This window comes from Pedobacter arcticus A12 (assembly GCF_000302595.1).
GTDB lineage: Bacteria > Bacteroidota > Bacteroidia > Sphingobacteriales > Sphingobacteriaceae > Pseudopedobacter > Pseudopedobacter arcticus.
This window is the reverse complement of the sequence record NZ_AKZJ01000015.1, coordinates 43,961-63,564: the sequence shown is the minus strand read 5'-3', so window position 1 is coordinate 63,564 and position 19,604 is coordinate 43,961. Positions and strand designations below refer to the sequence as shown.

General features: G+C 33.8%; 15 protein-coding genes and 1 pseudogene. 9 read left to right on the top strand and 7 right to left on the bottom strand.

Annotated elements, in window-relative coordinates; translation table 11 throughout:
• Positions 1-2 precede the first annotated feature (2 nt).
• Positions 3-1,250 (bottom strand): L-fucose:H+ symporter permease, encoded by a 1,248-nt coding sequence (gene fucP / locus B176_RS0101105; protein ID WP_017256933.1) that lies wholly within the window; start codon positions 1,248-1,250, stop codon positions 3-5.
• Positions 1,251-1,612: 362 nt separating this feature from the next.
• Here fucP and B176_RS0101100 point away from each other — a divergent pair, with 362 nt between their 5' ends.
• The 3 genes from B176_RS0101100 to B176_RS0101090 all read left to right on the top strand — a co-directional run bounded on the left by B176_RS0101100 (position 1,613) and on the right by B176_RS0101090 (position 3,753).
• A complete protein-coding gene (locus tag B176_RS0101100; RefSeq protein ID WP_017256932.1) occupies positions 1,613-2,329 on the top strand; it encodes a protein NO VEIN domain-containing protein in 717 nt (238 codons plus the stop codon).
• A complete protein-coding gene (locus B176_RS0101095; RefSeq protein ID WP_017256931.1) occupies positions 2,326-2,787 on the top strand; it encodes a hypothetical protein in 462 nt (153 codons plus the stop codon). Before B176_RS0101100 ends, B176_RS0101095 begins: the two co-directional genes overlap by 4 nt.
• 240 nt (positions 2,788-3,027) lie before the next feature.
• Positions 3,028-3,753: an IclR family transcriptional regulator gene (locus tag B176_RS0101090; protein ID WP_017256930.1), complete on the top strand. Its 726-nt coding sequence runs from the start codon at positions 3,028-3,030 to the stop codon at positions 3,751-3,753.
• A gap of 653 nt (positions 3,754-4,406) precedes the next feature.
• On the opposite strand, the pseudogene B176_RS18765 reads toward B176_RS0101090, so the two are convergent.
• Positions 4,407-5,300 (bottom strand): annotated as a pseudogene (locus B176_RS18765) (IS982 family transposase).
• A 726-nt stretch (positions 5,301-6,026) separates the two neighbouring features.
• Between B176_RS18765 and B176_RS0101080 the strand changes: the two are divergent.
• Both B176_RS0101080 and B176_RS0101075 read left to right on the top strand, forming a co-directional pair.
• Positions 6,027-9,095 (top strand): Eco57I restriction-modification methylase domain-containing protein, encoded by a 3,069-nt coding sequence (locus B176_RS0101080; RefSeq protein ID WP_017256928.1) that lies wholly within the window; start codon positions 6,027-6,029, stop codon positions 9,093-9,095.
• Positions 9,088-9,825, top strand: coding sequence for a hypothetical protein (locus B176_RS0101075; protein ID WP_017256927.1), 738 nt, complete (start codon positions 9,088-9,090; stop codon positions 9,823-9,825). The genes B176_RS0101080 and B176_RS0101075 overlap by 8 nt, the downstream gene beginning before the upstream one ends.
• Positions 9,826-10,050: 225 nt before the next feature.
• Here the strand turns inward: B176_RS0101075 and B176_RS0101070 are convergent, their stop codons facing one another.
• From B176_RS0101070 to B176_RS21200, 3 genes are all read right to left on the bottom strand, one after another.
• On the bottom strand, positions 10,051-10,443 hold the full coding sequence (locus B176_RS0101070; RefSeq protein ID WP_017256926.1) for a hypothetical protein: 393 nt from the start codon (positions 10,441-10,443) through the stop codon (positions 10,051-10,053).
• Positions 10,444-10,953: 510 nt separating this feature from the next.
• A complete protein-coding gene (locus tag B176_RS21155; protein WP_017256925.1) occupies positions 10,954-11,151 on the bottom strand; it encodes a hypothetical protein in 198 nt (65 codons plus the stop codon).
• 56 nt (positions 11,152-11,207) lie between these two features.
• Complete coding sequence (locus B176_RS21200) at positions 11,208-11,420, bottom strand: hypothetical protein (RefSeq protein WP_017256924.1); 213 nt, start codon at positions 11,418-11,420, stop codon at positions 11,208-11,210.
• A gap of 113 nt (positions 11,421-11,533) precedes the next feature.
• Between B176_RS21200 and B176_RS0101055 the strand changes: the two genes are divergently transcribed.
• From B176_RS0101055 to B176_RS18760, 4 genes are all read left to right on the top strand, one after another.
• Positions 11,534-12,283 carry a COG4705 family protein gene (locus B176_RS0101055; protein WP_017256923.1) on the top strand — a complete coding sequence of 250 codons (750 nt, stop codon included), beginning with the start codon at positions 11,534-11,536 and terminating at the stop codon, positions 12,281-12,283.
• Between the two features lie 14 nt (positions 12,284-12,297).
• On the top strand, positions 12,298-13,050 hold the full coding sequence (locus B176_RS0101050; RefSeq protein WP_017256922.1) for a phosphatase PAP2 family protein: 753 nt from the start codon (positions 12,298-12,300) through the stop codon (positions 13,048-13,050).
• Between the two features lie 243 nt (positions 13,051-13,293).
• Complete coding sequence (locus B176_RS0101045; protein ID WP_040539696.1) at positions 13,294-16,023, top strand: TonB-dependent receptor; 2,730 nt, start codon at positions 13,294-13,296, stop codon at positions 16,021-16,023.
• 102 nt (positions 16,024-16,125) lie between these two features.
• Entirely contained in the window at positions 16,126-17,520 is a 1,395-nt protein-coding gene (locus B176_RS18760) for a hypothetical protein (protein WP_017256920.1), read from the top strand.
• A 713-nt stretch (positions 17,521-18,233) separates the two neighbouring features.
• On the opposite strand, the gene B176_RS0101030 is transcribed toward B176_RS18760, so the two are convergent.
• On the bottom strand, positions 18,234-19,010 hold the full coding sequence (locus tag B176_RS0101030; protein WP_017256918.1) for a DUF3108 domain-containing protein: 777 nt from the start codon (positions 19,008-19,010) through the stop codon (positions 18,234-18,236).
• A gap of 30 nt (positions 19,011-19,040) precedes the next feature.
• The gene (locus tag B176_RS0101025) at positions 19,041-19,556 is read right to left on the bottom strand and encodes a DUF2480 family protein (RefSeq protein WP_017256917.1); all 516 of its coding nucleotides are present in this window, start codon (positions 19,554-19,556) and stop codon (positions 19,041-19,043) included.
• Positions 19,557-19,604 lie beyond the last annotated feature (48 nt).

The window sequence follows — 19,604 nt, the reverse complement described above, 5'->3', positions numbered from 1 at the left end:
CTTTAAACTTTTACAACTTTATGTCCGGTAACACCAAATAAGAAAATCACTACAAAACAAACTACTGGAACTACATAACCAATTTGAATATTATGAATAACATCACTTATATAACCGAAAAGCGGAGGTAAAAGTGCGCCACCTACAATAGACATGATGATTAAACTACTTCCAAATTTCGTATCTCCGCCCAAGTCTTTAATTCCTAAAGAGAAAATAGTGGGGAACATGATCGACATAAAAAATGCAATACCAATTACTAAATATATGGCAGCCATTCCTGTTATAAACATGGCTAAAGCCGATAAAACAACACATATTAAGCTATAAATTGCCAATAATTTTACGGGTGTTATAAACTTCATAAAGAATGTGCCCACAAATCTGCCAATCATAAAAGCCATCCCTACTCCAAAGCCGGCATAAGTTGCGGCTTCCATTTCGGTAATTCCAGCGGCTTCAGTAGCGTACAGAATAAAAAAGCTAAACACACAAACCTGTGCCCCTACATAAAAAAACTGAGCGGCTACTGCCCAGCTTAAATGGCGGTGTTTTAATGCATGAAAAACATGAGCCCCAGATGCACTACCTTCTCCATCTTTAATTTCAGGCAATTTTATGAAATAGAAAACTACCGCAATAACTAATATTATACTACCCAAAATTAAATAAGGCATTTTCACACTTGAGGCTTCAGAAGCTAAGGCAATTTCTCTGGCAGAGGCTGTCATCGCATTTAAAGCTTCATCAGAATAACCCTCGGTAAGTATAATTTTAGCACCGATAATTGGAGCTAAGGTTGCCGCCAAACCATTAAAAGATTGCGCCAAATTTAACCGTTGTACCGCTTTTTCTGGCGGACCCAATAATGACGCATAAGGATTGGCAGCTGTTTCTAATATAGTTAATCCGCAGGCAATTACAAAAAGCGAAAGCAAGAAGAACCCATACAATTGTGTGTTTGCAGATGGGATAAACAAATAAGAGCCAATTGCAAAGAGCAATAGTCCCGTAATTATACCCGCTTTATAACCATACTTTTTCATGATTGCACCGGCAGGCAATGCCATTAAGAAATAAGCAATGAAAACCGCAGAATCCACTAAAGAAGCCTGCAAAGTTGATAAACTAAACGCTCTTTTAAGATGTGGAATTAAAATTGGATCGAGATTATGCACAAATCCCCACATAAAAAACAGAGAGGTAATCATGATAAATGCGAACCTAGTGGAGGTTTTGCTTTCGTTCATTTATTTAGAAATAATTGCACATCAAATAAAATAAATATTTTTATATAAAACAAAAATTTTATATTGTGGAACTTATTGGATGAGGTTTTGTTTAAACACAAAGGGTTTCACGTAGGATACAGCGTTTTTTTTTTACCACGGAGGACGCGGAGGTCACGGAGCTGAAGGGTAATCAATAGGATCTAATATTAAATAACAGGTGGTAACAGTGTTCTTTAGTTTTGGGAATTCGAAATTAAAACTGCTGTTCTGAAAAGAATTGACCCGAATCTATTTACGTCGCAGACACCAAATGTACCAAATTAGGAAGATTGATTAATTTATAAGAAATTTCATAAATTTGTTTTAAATATTAGATTCTTATGTATGACTTTTTGGAAGAGTATCACGGTTGGCTTCCAACGGGTGATCCCACGGAATTAGAACGGCGAAAGGAAGCTTATAAAAAGTACATGGATGAAAATAAAGCTCATAATGTTGAGACTCTAAGGAGTATTTTCGATCTCAAGGTTAAATCTTTGTTAAACGTTATAGCGATGGTTAAGCCTATTCCTGATTTTGAAAATTCCGTATTTGACCGGAACAAAACGATTTATACAAATTCAGAGATAGGACATATAGGAGAGCGCAAGGTCAATGACCTTATTGATATAGTAGATTTTAAAAATATCTTTCTCCCTAACAGGATGGGAGCTTCAACACTTAAATGGCCTAATCGTGAAACAGAGAGTTATCTGCCCTACGACATCGAGGTAAAAGTCTTAAATACTTATTTAGGTGAATCGTCTACCGTTGCCTCCGCGTATTTTGATGTTAAAACTACCTTCGGTTCATTCGATAATTCTATCTATTTAAGTGCAACAGAGTTATTTTTTTTTCAAAATGTAATATCAAACAAAGGATATTATATAATTGCAAGAGTATACTCTTCCCCACCAATCGAAAAATCTTTTCGATTGGCAAATAATCTTTTTGTAAAATTTATTTTGATTGATTCCGTTAAACTTTTAAATGACTCGATTAGAGTCAGTACTTATAATTCATATCAATTATCACCTAAAATCTTAATTAAAACATGACACATTACGCAATTGGACTTGAAAATCATGCCATAGTATATCGCAGTATAATTAAAGACACTATACTTGCAAGTGACCAAGATAAAATAACAAATTTATTTGAAAATGGCAAATATGCCGAGGCACATGATTTGGCAAAGAAAAAATTTGAGGAATCATCTATCATTAAAGACGGACGTCATGGTGTACAAGAACTACTTCGTGAAACTTATTATACTACGCTTATACATTTTCTTACTTCCAAGATGGAAATAGAATATCAACAAGGCAGGAAAGTTGAGGCTGAAAAAACTTGGGATGAATTAAACTTAATCTTTAATCGTAGTGATTTGGCCCAAATCTATCCACAGCTTTATGGAATTCGCTATATGCAACAACTTAGTCAGATATTTAATAAATATAACGCATCGGCAGGGAGGAGCTTGGAAAAAATCAATCAATTAATCTTGGGGATATAACTTAAAATTTACGGATTAGCAAGGGTATTATTTTTTTCCTTAAAACGGTATTTCTATACTATTGAGGCTTTGAATCGCCATCTAATGTGGCACAGCTTACAATAAAAATTTGAACCTGATTAGAATTCATTGGGTTTAACTCTCATTTTAACAATTAGGTCAATATTAGTCAATAAGATAATATAAAAATATATTTTAAAACATTTATTATCAATAATTTTAAACTTTTGACTTAAAAACATGATACAGGTTATTCACAGGGCATTTGACATTATTGAATATGTTGCCGAAGATATTAACAGACCTAAATTAATGGGTAATATCGCTCAGGATTTGAACCTAAACACGGCAACCTGTGCCAATATTATTAAAACATTGGTTAACCGAGGACTACTCCAAAAAGCAGAAAATGAAAAAGGCTATTTAATCGGGAATAGATTATTTGAGATAAGCCAAGGAACGCTAGGTTTTAAAGAATTGATTAAAAAAGCTGACCCGGTTTTAGACCACATAACCGAAACATTCAACGAAAACTGCTTAATCGCTATTTTAAGAGAAAACAGCCGAAAAATAATCCTAAACAAAAAAAGTAATCAACTGATACAAGCCACAACTTCTGATGAAAAATTGGCTTGTGACTCTTCTACCGGGAGATTATTAATCGCTTTTTTAAACGATAAAGAAGTACTCCAATATTTAAAAAAATATGGATTGCCGAAAAAAGAGGTGTGGCCAAATGCCGCATCCAGAATCGGCTTTTTTGAGCAAATTGAATTGATCAGAAAACAAGGCTACGCTTTAATTGAAGATACGGTACAAATTATAGGTGTTGCTGTACCTATTTACAAAAACAAAAAAGTTATAGCTAGTTTTAGTATTTACACCCCCTCTTTTAGGTTTAATGACACCACTCGTCAACAGATGATCAAACTTGCGCTGGAAACATCAGAAAAACTATCTGAGTAAACTATCATAATTTAAAAAATTGTAAATTTATTCGACCCGATAAATATGACTTACTTACGGGTAAAAGATTATTATAGAGATACCAACACATCGATTTTTCCAGCATTATATATTTCTACGATAAAATAATCTGTTTTATGGGATTCCCAATTTAGATTTCTGAGACCCTCTCATATTTTTCACTTACCACGTTGAGTCATTGTTAAGAAGCCTTTTAAGATTTAACTAAGCCTAAAGATGGAGTGTTAACTTACACTAGAGGACTAGAAAGACAAATTTTATTTTAACATATTAAATTTGAAAATATAAGCAAACGGATGTTTGATATTCTTTTAAAAAGATGGCATAGTTTGAATCGAAGTCGCGACTAGGCAAAATCATTGACGGATGAATTAAGTGTAACCGAGAGTATCGATATCGCTGAACTAACACCTGCCTTAGACATGCAACAGTTATTCACGAACAGCGAAGCGGAAACCGGGATATTGTGCTCTTAAAATTTTTAAGAGATGTTTGAAATTTCAGAATCACTGAAAAGAGTAGAGCGCACTCAGTTAAAACTTCGCTTTATCAATCACTCTGAAAAATGTAAATGTTTATTTGTTCGACTCATCATCGTTTTGTACGTTTAACTGATAACCTGAGTTCGATAATTAAAACAGTGTTATTTGGTTGGATTTAACTGTTTGATATTTGATTGCTGGTTTTTTAGGAAAGAAACTATATGCAGCAAGTCCAGCTACGATATTGACAATGAAATTGGTAAATGACCGATGTCTGGAATGTTCAATCTGACATATGTTTTTCAGTTCATCGTTCACTGTTTCAATAACAGATCTTTTTCTCAGCATGATCTTGTCATGCATACTCATTAAGCTGTTTTTCATCTTGTTACGTATCCCTGTTACCAAATGTAACCCGCCGGAGAAGAGCGTTTCGAACAGTTGCTGGGAAATATATCCCTTGTCCCCAAATAGTTTTCCGAATATCTCCTTCAGGAAAGATTCCTGCTTTAACGGTGTCCTGTCGTCCATGTTTCCGGCACTGATCATGAAATTGAGTATTTCTCCCTTGTCGTTGATGACCAAGTGGAGCTTGAAGCCATGGAACCAGCCCATGGTGGATTTGCCCGTTTATGCCACGCCTTTAAAAACTTTGTTGTTCCTTATCCGCTTGCTCTTGCAGACTCTTATAGGCGTTGAATCTACAAATGAAATCCCTGTGCAAGTACCTAGACAGCAGATCTTCATGAAGATTGTCAAAGGAAGTACAACGCTCTGGCTGAGCTCCACAAAACGGTTGTAAGAAACGGTTCTCGGAAACTCCGACTTCATATGGACCTTGACGTAAAAATTGTAATAGTGTTTGAAGCATCTGAAACCGCTCATCTGGAAAGAGATGAGGATTGCTATCACCTCGCTGTCGCTCATTGTGGCGGGACGTCTTGAGCGCTTGCCCAAAATGAAGTTTTGAGTTGTTTTTTCAAAATCTTTGCAGAATTCATCTGCTATACAGAAAATATCAGTAATTTTATCGTATGTAATTATGGTCTGTTTGGCTTCTAAATATTTGAATTTCAGATACTTAAATATAAGAAACTGACGCCATGATTGCAATTTTATTCCAAATTAATAATCGAACTCAGGTTGATAATAAACGCAGTCAAATAAAATCAAGATAAACTAGAGTATATAGAGCCAGTAGAGCGACAATAGGATAAATACTTATTATCAATAAGTTAAAAATAAAATTCGAATCCCGCCTTATCTGCTTCGTTCTTATCAATCTTCTCCCGTGAGCAGGATTAACTTGAATCCCAAATAGGTCGAACATTACACAGACAAAATATTACCGCTATTCAAACCAAACAGTACTAGGAGTTTTCTATAAAAACCGTACCTTTATCCATAACAAACAACAGCTAAACAAAATTGATATGGTGGTGAGTTAAGTGGTGAGTAAGAAAACCGAATCATCGATTGCAGTAAATAGAGATAGATTTTTGATAAAAGTACCGTTCCCTCCGGGTCCACATTAATTAAAATAAACCCTTGTAAATCAGTATTTTACAAGGGCTTTTTAATTTTAACGGTCAGTTTCGAAGTTAGAAAGTTAATATTATCGCCGTACTTCTTTTTCGTTTATAAACTTATAGGGTCTTTCAGAAAACACATTACTAATTATATTAGTAATAAAATTAAACTATATTTGGGATGTTATAAATTAGTTTCAATTCTCTACGAACAGAAAAAAAACTAAATTGCAATATTGTAATGAACAAAAAAAATAATCAATTAAATAAGCTATTAATCCGATTAGGATTGGAAAACACAGTTTTCTTTAGAGATAAGGAGAACAACGCTTATAATTTTGATCTCCACATAGACATTAAAAACAAACTGGATGCTATTAAACCAGATGCTATCTATGTCTTTAATAAGCAACCTTTTATTTTATTTTTTGATTTGACAGATAATAATTCTGTTACTGAAAATGAAATTCACAAAAAGGTATGGTCTTTTGATAACTCTCCTGTTATTTTTATAGTTAAAAACTCTGAAATTCAAATTTTCAATGCCTTAAATTATATAAAGGATAAAAACGGTAATGATGGTAAACTTGAAGAACTGAATTTAACCGATGAAGAGCGAGACAATAAGTTTTCTTTTTGGAATTTACAAAGTGGAGAAACTTGGAAATGGTTTCAAAATGATTATTTAGAAAACACAAAGAAAAGGCAAACTCGAAAAAGAGTAAATGAAAGGCTTTTCCAAAATATTAAGGAAGTAAGGCACTATCTTACAAATAAGGAAGAGTTAAATCATCTGGATGACAAACAGGCTAACTCCTTAATATTGCGATTAATTTTTATTCGTTACTTAATTGATAGGGGAATTAAAATCGATGATAGTTTTATCTCTGGAGAGGCTACCAATGATAAAAGAAAAAATTTCAGTACTTTAATTAAACAACCTCAACGTTTAAATGAACTTTTTGCAAACCTGAATGAAAAGTTCAATGGTGTATTATTTAAAGAATTAGATATTCAACTTAATCAAACTCAATCTGATTTTTTAGCCAATGTTTTTAAAGGAGAATTACAAGAACGGGAGTCTTTATTTAATGGATTCTTTTTTGAAATTTTTGATTTCTCTCTAATTCCAGTAGAAGTAATTTCGGGAATTTATGAATCTTTAATTGATGAAGAAACCAGAGAACTTAACTCGGCTGTATATACGCCATCTTTTCTAGTTGATTACATCTTAAACGATACAGTTGAAGATTATCTAAACAAAACACAATCTTCTGAATGTACTATTTTTGAGGTTGCGGTTGGTTCTGGGATTTTCCTCGTTCAGTCATTAAGAAGAATGATTGAAAAAGAAATTGAATTGAAGGGAAAAGATGATAAAGAAGCATTTAGTAACAAAATAAGAGACATTGCTAAAAATAATCTTTTTGGAATAGATATTAATAGAGAAGCACTAAAAGTAACCTGTTTTTCAATTTACATTGCTTTATTGGATTATCAAGAACCAAAAGATGTTGAGAAATACCCATTCCCCAACTTGTTGGATGAAAATCTATTTGAAGCAAATTTCTTTGATACAACTCATAAGTTTAATGACGTTGTAAAAAATAAAACTCCGAAATTTATTTTAGGAAATCCACCTTGGAAAAGCAAAAAAGATGATATAGTACATACAAATTGGTTAAAACAAAACAAAAAAACAGTTGGGAATTTTGAAATTGCTCAATCTTTTCTTTTGAGAACAAAAGATTTTATGAAATATGATACAAGAACAGCTTTAATCGTTACAAGTACCATATTTTATAATGTATCCAGCACTACAAAAAAATTCAAAAATGAATTTTTATCTACTTTTTGTTTAGATAAATTTTTTGATTTATCTCCAGTAAGAAGATTAATTTTTGAACAAAAAAACAGCCCTGCAACTGTTGTTTATTATAGACTTTCAAAAGCTAAAGAGCATTTAAACAATGTTATAAATCATCAATCTATAAAATCAAATCGTTTCTTGAAATATTTCAAGATGATAGTTATTGAAAAGTTTGACCAGAAACAAATCCTACAAAAATATTTTATAGAGAATGATTGGATGTTTAAAGTCGCATTATATGGTAACACATTAGATTTTTCTTTGTTATCTAAAATATTGCTAAATCAAAAATCAAAAATTTCAGATTTAGTAAATAATGTAAATTTATATGCTAGTTCAGGTATTTTAAAAGGTTCTCCAAAAGATAATTTTAATTTTTTAATAGGTTTACCCATAAATGAAAATTATTCAATAAAGAAATATTACACGAATAATAGTGATACTATTTTAAGTGCTAAAGATGTTTATTTGGAAGCAGGAAGGAGTATTTATAATTTTAATAATAATAAAATCTTATTCAAAGAACAAGCTGAAAACGAAAGTGATATAGTTATTTCTTTTAACAAAGATGCTTCTGTATATAAAAAAGGAGTTTTCGGTTTAAGTAGTAACGATGATAATTTATTAAAACAACTTTATTCATTTTTAATTTCTAATTTATATGAATATTACATATTTATTACTTCGGGCTCTTGGGGAACATCTACAAGACCTCAAATTAGATGGAAAGAAGAATATCTTTCTTTTCCTTTAATTGAACCAAGTAACGAAATAAAAAATAATCTAATAGGGTTAGTCGATAGATTTCTTGAGACATACGAAGAATTTTATAGTAAGTTCAACCCAGGAGCAGCTCAAAGAAACGAACAAGTATTCAATGAAATTAATTCAATTATTAATAAGTTATACGAAATCAAAGAGTACGAAAAAGACCTTATTGATTATGTTTTAAATGTTTCGAGATACCAATTTCAAGAAAGCAAACAACATTTATTTACAAGAGCGATAGATTTCGATAAAGACTTTCTCGAAAGATATGCAGATGTATTCATACTGGAATTTGAAAAAATTTATGATGATGAATTTATACAAGTTGAGGTTTATCCTTTAAATTATTTTGTTGCACTAAATTTTGTCTTTTTAGATTCAAAGCCTGATAAATCAATTATTTATTCTGATAAAAAAGATGAAAAGGAAGTTCTTAAAAGACTAGCTAATAATTTAAGTATAGAACAAATAACAAATACAGAAGACCCAACAAAAAATTTATTTATACAAAAAGACATTAAAGGATTTGAAAGTAACTCTTTCTATATCATTAAGCCAAACGAGTATAAATGCTGGCACAGAGCAATGGCTTGGTATGATGTAGCAGAATTTAAAGAAGCAATTCAAAAAGCAGAATTAAAACGACTAAATAGTAATTCTGCCAATGATTAATGCTGCTGATAATTTTAAAAAGAATGTAAATAAACTAACTGAATATAGAATTCGGTCAGTTATGAAATATATAATCTATTGTTATCAAAAAACTTTGGCAGATAACAAAAAATATGATTATTCAAAAAGAGGCAAGATTGCTCAAGAAGATTATATAAGAAATGGATTGATAAATGATTATTTATCCAAATCATACAACAAGAAGTATTTTAAAGAAAATATTTCGGACAATCCTTTTGTTGACATAACTTTTCATCCAGAAGAAACAAAAACCTATATAGATTCCGTTACAAAAGAAGAACGAAATGATAAAATTGATATTTCAATTTATGAAAGCGGGATTCAAGAATTATGGTCTAAAAAAACTGATGATGAAATAACATTTGCAGTTGAATGCAAAAGGTTTATTAGTAATGATGACTGTAAGGAGTACATTAAAGATATTAAAAAATTTACAGAAAGATATCAAACAACATTTCGTTTACCAATTGAGGGACAAATGGCGTTTATAGAAAACTCTTTATTGACACATAGTCTAGTTGTAGAGGACATAAATAAAAAATTAGAGAGCAACCCTTCAATATCAACTTTAGATTATTTAAAAAGTCATCAAATAAGTGATTTGTTTGATGGATCATATAAATCTAAACACCGGAAAAACTTTAATGATAGAGAACCTTTTAAAATATATCATCTATTTTTAGATTATTCTTCTATTATTATGAATTAAACAATTCATGTAATTTCTTTTACAATAGTAGGCGAAAGGCTAAGGCTTAGGGCATATTCTACTGTGCTTTGTATTTGCCTATCTAATACCCCACGTTCTCACTCGTTTGCAATTAGAAAAAGAAAGGGAAACATTCGTTTACCTTTCTTTTTTTAATTCCTCTAAATACTACTGAAATTAAATCTATTCTTACATAGAGTTATGCCAAGTCCACAGCTAAAAGCATCAATAAGACACTCCTTTACTCCCTGGACCAAACTTTACTCGCATTTCTAAGTTTTCTGAATCAGGACATTCAGCCCAGCAAGTCTCTACACCCGTATCTAAATTAATTTCACACACGATTTGTGGCTTAGATCCATCACAGCAAAGCCCACGAGATTCATCTTCTAACTTCCAATTTATACTTGCTTCCCCAGATAAATACTGTTTAGGATTTGCTTCAGATTTTTTATGATCACTTTGCGCACATCCATAATAGCTTAATGCTGTTTTAACTTTCTCAAAAAGTCTTATACTTAAGTCTTCTGATAGTTTAAGGTCTTCAAGCGGTTCTAATTTGATTGCATCAGCATTGAAGCCTACTGAAGCTCTGTAAATTTCTTTTGTTTTAGTCATGTTAATTTATTAAAATTAATTGGTTTACATATATAACTTTAAAGTTATATAATTTCTTATTAATGCTGAATAAAAAATATAAAAACAGTTTTAATTAACTAATTAGAATTAAATTATTTCTATAAAATTATAAATATTTTAGACCCTCAACGAATAGAAAATTATTTAACTCATGTCTCTCCTTTTCTAAAATTACAGACTAATATATTGCAGTAGGTTTTCAACCTTGTTCATTTTACTAATCACTTTTAAAAGACTTGACCTTCAATATAAACTTGGTAATATTATTTTTATCATAGGCTCTTAAATTATATTTTTCCATCATTCTCAACAACACTTTCTAAAAATTCATTCCTCAGGTTGTAACCTCATACGTAAAAATCCGCTTTTATACCTTTTTACTATATCAGCCCAAGCAAAAAAAAGACAACCTTTACGATTGTCTCCTGTTTTATTTAAATGCGTGTAGGCTAAAAGTAATTAATAAATTTACAACCATATCGGGTTAAACTACTCCGTTTTGCACTCCATAGACATGTCCGAAACCGCTTTCACAGGCAAATTCCTGTGATTGACCTGCGCATCAGCCCTATTGCACTGTCCTAATGCAAAATAAATCAGAACAAAAATAATAATGGTAGATAAGCAACCGCCACCCAATTTTTTTGCTCCGTAACCGGCAATAATCGTTTTGAAAAAACTGTTCATCTTGTTATATTTTAGGAAAGGTTATCTTATTGTAGATCAAACAAGACAAGCTTTAATTAGTAATTTCTGTTAGCGTAATCAGATTCATTTTTCTTCTGGCGAAAATCATGAATGGCATCATTCGCCATCTTTTTTTCCTTTTCTATCCATTCGGGGCCGTTTTCTTTAATTTCATCTAGTTTAGACCTTCCAGATTCATTTCTTTTTGTAAGGTAATTGTATCCATAACTTACGGCAGCACCTAGTGCAATTAATTTCAATAGTTTCATAACAGTAGATTTTATATTTAATCACACTAAACAATCATAATGCCACAGCAATAAATCTAAAATATACATTGCCGATGCTAAATTCAGCGAAAATTATAAACTACCTTTAATACATGGAAAAATTAAATAAGGTTGCGCAGATTACCCTATTGTTTTGGGTAATGAAGATTCTTTCGACCACCTTAGGCGAAACCTTAGGAGATTTACTCTCCATGACACTCAACTTGGGCTACGGAATTGGCTTACTAGCCACGGGCTTAGGCTTTGCAGTAGCACTATTTTTTCAACTGAACGCAAAAAAGTTTTACCCGGCCTTATACTGGCTGGTGATTACAGGAACCACCACGCTAGGCACCGAAATATCTGATTTTATGGACAGGACACTAAAATTAGGTTACGTTCTAGGTTCCTTAATACTTTTCGTGGGTCTGTTGCTGGCTTTGTTAACTTGGTTTAAAACCGAAGGAAATCTTGCTGTTTATCCGATTAAAAAAAAGAGGGTAGAAATATTTTATTGGGTTGCTATTCTGTTTTCCAATAGTTTGGGAACTGCTTTCGGCGATTTTTTGAGCGATAATTTAAATTTAGGCTATGGATACGGTGCCTTATTAACTGCTGGAATCATTGCTATTGTAATAGCGGTTCATTACTTTACCAAGGTTAATGAAATCATTTTGTTTTGGATTGCTTTTATTTTTACCCGTCCGTTTGGCGCAACCTTCGGCGATTTGCTTACCAAGCCCACCACAAAGGGTGGTTTGGATTTAGGTACCATTCCAGCCACCTGCGTTAGTGCTACGCTAATTATTTTACTCGTAATTTACAGCCATAAAAAATCAGTTAAACAAACAAGCAACCTATAACAAAGAATCATTTTATGCCGAAGTACATTTTTACGCTTTTTACCTTCATCTTTATCACAAGTAGCTCAACATTTAGTCAGGATTTAGACAGTACCAAAACACAACCTTTCGCTACACAAAAGCTAAGTTCTTACGTTGCTCCTGCTGTATTTATAGGCTATGGTGCTATTTCATTTGCCGGCAACAATTTTATACGCCAGCTAGACCACTCCACTCATGGAGAGCTTAAAGAAGATTTTCCGCTGTTTGGCGTAAGATTAGATAACTACACACAGTATGCACCACTTGTTGCATTTTATGGATTAGATTTTTTAGGGATAAAAGCCAAACACAATATTGTTGACCGTAGTGCAACCTTAGTTTTATCTACCGCAATAATGGCAACTAGCGTTGGTTTGCTAAAGATCAGTACAAATAGATTACGACCAAACGGATCAAACAAAAAGTCTTTTCCTTCTGGACATACCGCTACGGCTTTTATGTTAGCAGAATTATTGAATCAAGAATATAAAGATAAGTCTGTTTGGTATAGCGTTGCAGGTTATAGCTTAGCAACAGCCACAGGCGTTTTCAGAATGTACAATAAAGCTCATTGGGTGAGTGATGTTGTTGCTGGAGCAGGCTTTGGCTTGTTATCAACAAAGGTTGCTTACCTAATTTATCCAGAAATAAAAAAGCTAATTACCGACAACAAATCAAATAATTTGAGCTTATCCCCTACTTATATACAAGGCGCTAACGGCTTTGCTATTACCTATAAGTTTTAGACAATTTAGCTACCTAGCAAAATCAGATTAAATCAACAAATCAGGTCTGCTTTAACACGCAACCTATCAGCGGTTTAAAACACCAATTCCAAACCTGCTTAACGTTCTCTTAACAATAGCATCACCTTTAAATAATCCTACGCTAACAAGCGCTTAACATTACGCTAATACTTTTGTGGCAACCAAACAAAAGTAAAATTGAAAAATTATATTTTAAAAACAATAAAAATTGCCTTAGTACTAATGGCATTTTCAACAACAAGCTTTGCAGATACTGGTAAGCTGGTTGGTAAAGTAGTGGACAAGGCTAGCGGAGAAACTCTAATTGGCTTAACTGTAGGTATTGAAGGCACAACAAAAGGCACTTCCACAGATATTGAAGGTCGTTTTGTTATCGCGAATCTAAATCCTGGAAAGTATAATTTAACCTTCCGTTATTTAGGCTACCAAACGCATACCGTTACAGATATTGAAGTTAAAGATGGTGTGGCAACGGCGCTTAATGTTGCGATGCAAGAGTCCAACGTACAAGCGCTAAACGAGGTTGTAGTTACTGCTTCTTACAGAAGAGCATCTGTGGGCGCACTATATGCACAGCAAAAAAACAACATCAGTATTTCAAGCGGTATCTCATCTGATGTGATCAAACAATCGCCAGATAAAAACACTTCGGAAGTATTAAAAAGAGTAAGTGGTGCATCCATTCAGGATAACAAGTTTATTATTGTACGCGGACTTTCTGATCGCTACAACTCGGCAATGCTGAACAATGCCGTTTTACCTAATACCGAGGTAGACAGAAAAGCCTTCTCTTTCGACATTATCCCCTCAAATTTGATTGATGCGATAGTCGTCAATAAAACTGCCTCCGCAGATATTCCTGGCGATTTTTCTGGAGGCGTGGTGCAAGTAAGCACCAAAGATTTCCCCGACAATAAATTCTTCAATTTGTCTTTAGGCACCTCATACAACACACAATCTACCTTCAAAGACTTTATTTCGGCACCAAACAGTGGGAACAACGTTTTTGGCTTTTACGATAAAGGAAGAGATATTCCCAAAAGTTTCCCTTCCAAAGCCGAATATTTAGCTTTACCGAGCCAAGGTCCAGAACGTTTTGAGTTATCTAAAGCCTTTAAAAATAACTGGGGATATAACAGCGTTAAATCCAAATTAGGACCTGCTTTTCAAGCTAATTACGGCGACAGTAAAATCTTCAAAAACAACAATAAATTTGGAACTATTCTTTCCTTATCCTACCGTTATGATGAACGCCTAAAAGATGTTGATCAGATTGCTTATGCAGGTCAAAACGTTGGCGATAAGTTGAATGATCAGATTTATAGCTACAATACCAATATTGGGGGATTGGCAAATTTTGCTTACACATTTGGCAACAACAAAATAGCCTTCAAAAACATATATAATCGCGTACTCGAAAGCAAATTTACCAGCAGAAACGGAATTGACGAAAGTAATGAAGCATTTAGCAGAACAGCCGATTATCTATTGCAACGCTCTTTAATTAGCAACCAGTTAAGTGGGGAGCATTTACTATCAGAAAGTAGCAAAACAAAGTTAGACTGGAATCTTAATTTTGCAAACACCGACCGTAAAGAGCCTGGTTTCAAACGTATGGAATATTCGCAAGGCGTTGCTTCTGTGCAAACGGGTTCTGCAGATCCAAGGTTAGCAGGTAGTTTTTCTTCTAAGCTAAACGAAAATTCTTATGGCGCAGCAACAAACCTAAGCATTCCAATAAAATGGTTTGCGGATAATAACAAAATCAAATTGGGTTATTTTGGAAACTTACGTGAGCGAGATTTTAGCGCCAGAGTAATTGGTTTTATTAGGGACAATAACTTTGATAACAATGCAGCATTAGCTTTGCCACAAGATCAAATATTTGCACCAGTTAACATTCGCCCAGGTGGTTTTGTTTTAGATGAGATTACAAACGGTGCTGATACTTACCACGCAAAATCTTTTTTGAATGCTGGGTATGCAATGTTTGATGGCTTTGTGACAGAGAAATTAAGAGTTGGAGCTGGCGCAAGATTAGAAGCCTACAACCAACACCTAAACAGTGCTGATAATGCTTATACACCAATAGTAGTTGACACTACTTACATCAATATTTTGCCTTCTGTTAACATGATTTATAACTTAACAGAAAAATCAAGCTTTAGGTTATCGGGTTCTAAAACGGTTGGCCGTCCAGAATTTAGAGAAATTGCTCCCTTTTCTTTTTACGATTTCAATAAAAACGTATCGGTACAAGGTAATTCAAAACTTAAACAATCAAGTACTATAAACGTTGATTTAGGCTTTGCAACTTATCCTAGCAGCGGTGAAACCTTCTCTGTATCCACTTTCTTTAAAAGGTTTGATTTACCTATTGAACAAACTTTGCAATTGGGTACAAGCGGCAGAACATTAGGGTACGAGAATTCCGAGTCTGCAACTTTATATGGTGTAGAAGCTGAAGTACGTAAATCGTTGAAATTTATTGATGATAGATTTAAAAATTTCACATTTAGTGCAAATGCTTCTTTTATAAAATCTGAAGTGGTGGTTTCTAAACTGGTAAACAAAGACGGCGTAAGACCATTGCAAGGACAATCTCCTTACCTAATTAATACGGGCATACAATACAGCTCAACATCTGCTAACGCTATTGGCTTTAGCTTGTTATACAACAGAATTGGAAAAAGAATATGGGCTGTAGGTAACGTGTCTGATAAAGACATTTACGAAAATCCACGCAACATCTTAGATTTCCAAATATCTAAAAAGATTGCAAAATCTAAAGGAGAGTTTAAAATCAATTACAGTGATATCTTAAACAATAAAGGAGTGTTTTACCAAGATGCCAATAACAACGGCCGTTTTGACAAAAACACAGATTACGTTAATATTTCTGAGAAATATGGATCAAGCGTATCAATCAGTTTTGCCTATACTTTTAAATAAGACTTAACATTAGCTTAACTAAAACCTTTTGTACACTTAATACTTTGGTAATCTTAAGCTAACTCAAGCCCTGTACTTTTATAAAAAAATAAAACAATAGCAATGAAAAATTTGAAATCACAATTCTTGGTAGCATCATTAGTAGGTTTATCTGCTTTTACGGCTTGTAAAAAAGACAGTTCAGATCCGATTGTAGAACCACCGGTGGATAATACAGAAACTTTAGCAAACTCCTTTTTTGATAAAGTTGCATACAAAGGTGCATTTGGCACAACAGATTGGTCTGCAGGTTGGGCAAACTACAATCCTCAACAAACTGATTACCCTGCGACTACTGCTACTTTAAGTGGAGATATTACTACAAACACCACTTTAGATGCAAACAAAGTTTATCTTTTATCTGGCTTTATTTACGTAAAAGCAGGTGCTACTTTAACTATCCCTGCCGGAACCGTTCTTAGAGGAGATAAAAGCTCAAAAGCCGCTATTATTGTAACTCAAGGCGCTAAACTGATAGCAGAAGGAACTTTAGCTAAACCAATTATTTTTACTTCAAACGTTGCTAAAGGCTCAAGAGCTCCGGGCGATTGGGGAGGAATTATTTTATTGGGTAAAGCGCCAAACAATATCCCAGGTGGTGTTGGAACTATCGAAGGTGGTGTAGATAATACCGTTGGTGTGCATGGTGGTACAATTGCCGATGATAATTCAGGTACATTGAAATATGTGAGGATAGAATATCCAGGAATTGCTTTCCAATCAAACAACGAAATTAACGGATTAACATTAGGTTCTGTTGGTACTGGTACTACTTTAGATTATATTCAAGTAGCTTTCTCTGGTGATGATTCTTTCGAATGGTTTGGTGGTACTGTAAATGCAAAACACTTAATTTCTACTTCAAACGTGGATGATTCTTTTGATTTTGATAACGGATTTCAAGGTAAATTGCAGTTCTGTGTAGGGCAAAGAGATCCTAAATTAGCAGATCAAGCCGGACAATCAAATGGTATCGAATCTGATAACTCTGAACAAGTATTTAACTCAAGCCCAAGAACTCGTCCGGTGATTTCAAACATGACGATTGTTGGTCCTGTTGCTAACTTAGCTGCTTTAGCCACTGTAGATGCTAAACACGAACATGCAAATCTTTGGAGAAGAGGATCTAAAATGGTATTAGGAAACTCTGTCTTTATTGGCTTTAAATACGGTTTAAACATCCGCGATAAAGAAACTGGTGATGCTTTAACTGATGGAACTTCAATAATTTCTAACAACATTTACCAGTCTTATGTTGCAAATTTCGACATCATCGCATCGGGTTCTACTCCATCATTTACTTCGGTAGATTTGTTAAAAACATATTTTACTGCAAAAGGAAATGTAAGCTTAACCGAAGCTAGTTCACAAACATTATTAAACAGCCCTTTCAGTCTAACTGCTCCAAATTTCACCTTAAAATCTGGTTCTGCTGCTGCAACGGGAGCTGCGTTTTAAATTAATAGGCTATTAAATACTATGATAAAAGTACCGAGCTAACGGTTCATTAATTAAATGATGGTTTCGTTAGTTTGGTTTAGTAAAGCGGTTCCGGATTTGGAATCGCTTTTTTTATTTTCAAAGCAATTGATATTTTAAATAGATGAATAAAAGCTTAACCATGCTTATTTTAACTAAAAGTGAACAGTTTTTTTATCTTATGTTAAAGCATAAAGTCCAACACTCTCCTTCGACTCCGCTCAGGATGACACCCGCTTATACCGAGTATAAATTGAATTCTAAGGTTATTTTGTCTCTTTTTTTGGAAAGGTATTTCCGTCTTTTCTTTCGGTTGGTTTTACTAAAAAGAGTCTATTTGAATTATAACTAATAGCTAATCGTTCTGTCCTGCTGAGCGGAGTCGAAGCATTAGCCACAACGCTCCTTTGAACATTTAAACGTAACGTCAAATCTGGTAATTTCAAGCCCGCTCTATCATGTTTAATAGCTTGACATCTCAAAAAAATTATCAAATATTGGAGACCTTGCTTGTGAGCTGTCTCGTATTCTCGACATGACGCGGAGGATCGTATAGTTCTAAAGAAAAGAGCGGATTCGCATTAACGGTGGAAGCCACACCCCGCAGTCTGGCTTTTTTTGCCAGCGAGGAGTACAGCGAACGACGTGACCTTTTTTAGGGAAATGCCCTACTCCATAAAAAACAAAGAGTTTTAGTCCGTTTGCAAGGGCTTAACCAAACCTTTAGCAGATGAAATCTCCATATTAATGGCACCAACAATTACTTCTGCTTGCGCTTTTACCGGAATTCTATTGACGTCATCGCTAATCCACAAATAAATACGGCTGTCTTTTTTAAACACCCTTCCCGGTCTAATAGAAGGGCTAAACTTTAAGCATTTTATTCTACCTAGCTCGGTCTTTATCGTTTCTTTACCAAAGTATTCTACGGTCAATGGGGTAACCTCGTCGTCCAAAAAATAGTTGATGGTAATCTTATCTCCTACTTTTACATGTGTTAAATCAATATTCCGCATAAAGTAATAAGCACTTACTAAATCAAATGTTTGGCTAACCGGCGACTTAAAACTTCCTTTTTTTGCAACAATCTTTTTCTCGTCTTGGTAAAACCTAGCCTTGTCGCTACGTCTGTATTTATTTTCGCGAACGTTTTCGGTGTATAGGTATGGGCTGAAATTTTCCCTATCGATGTATGAATCGTAGCGGTTACGTACTTTGTAAAAGATATCAAAAGTACCCGACGTGTTTCCTTCAACCAAAAGATGATAGGTTGGTCTGTTATCAAACCTGACATCGCTTGTCAGTACACGTAGTTTTGCTTCGGCCGCTGTTAGAAAACCATATTTAAGTTTATAAGTCAAGGTTTCGCCCTCCTTAAACGTAGAAGTGTTTAAATAATCTAAACCTTGTCCAAAACCTTCGGTTAAACAAAAAGCAAGTGCTAATATTAAAATTGATAGCTTCTTCATAAAAGGAGTAATTACAAATTTTGCACCAAATTAATCTTTACGCTTAAAGATGGGTACTGTTGAACATGGTTCGCCATACATTACACTTTTTGCAATGGTGTTCAGTTTGCCAGTTATAGCCATATATGCAGCAGTCGGTACGGCAATATCACCACAGCCTTTAATTACTAAACGTTGATCTTTATATTGCTCTAAGGGTAGTTTTTCTAAAGCCAAAAGGTAAAGGGAGGTTTCCAAAACTTCTAAATCGCCAAAAACAAAGAAATTTGCATAAGGTGTCAATTTAGATGCAATGAGCATATACGCCCAAGTTGGCACAATAGCATCTGCAGAACAGATTACCGAAACATTTTTACCAGTATATTGTGTCCAATCGTGGTTTTTTACGAACTCTCTAAAATCTTTCTCCCTAAGCATCAAACCTTGAAAAAGATTATCTACAATATCATAAACCACTCGCTCGCCTGCGTGGTGCAGCTCTGCAAGGTCAAAGGTAACCAATCCGCTTAATGCAACTTTATTTACAATATTCTCCTGAATCTCCATATCTCATTAAACTAAAAAAGCCGAGGATTGTTATTATCCTCGGCTTTA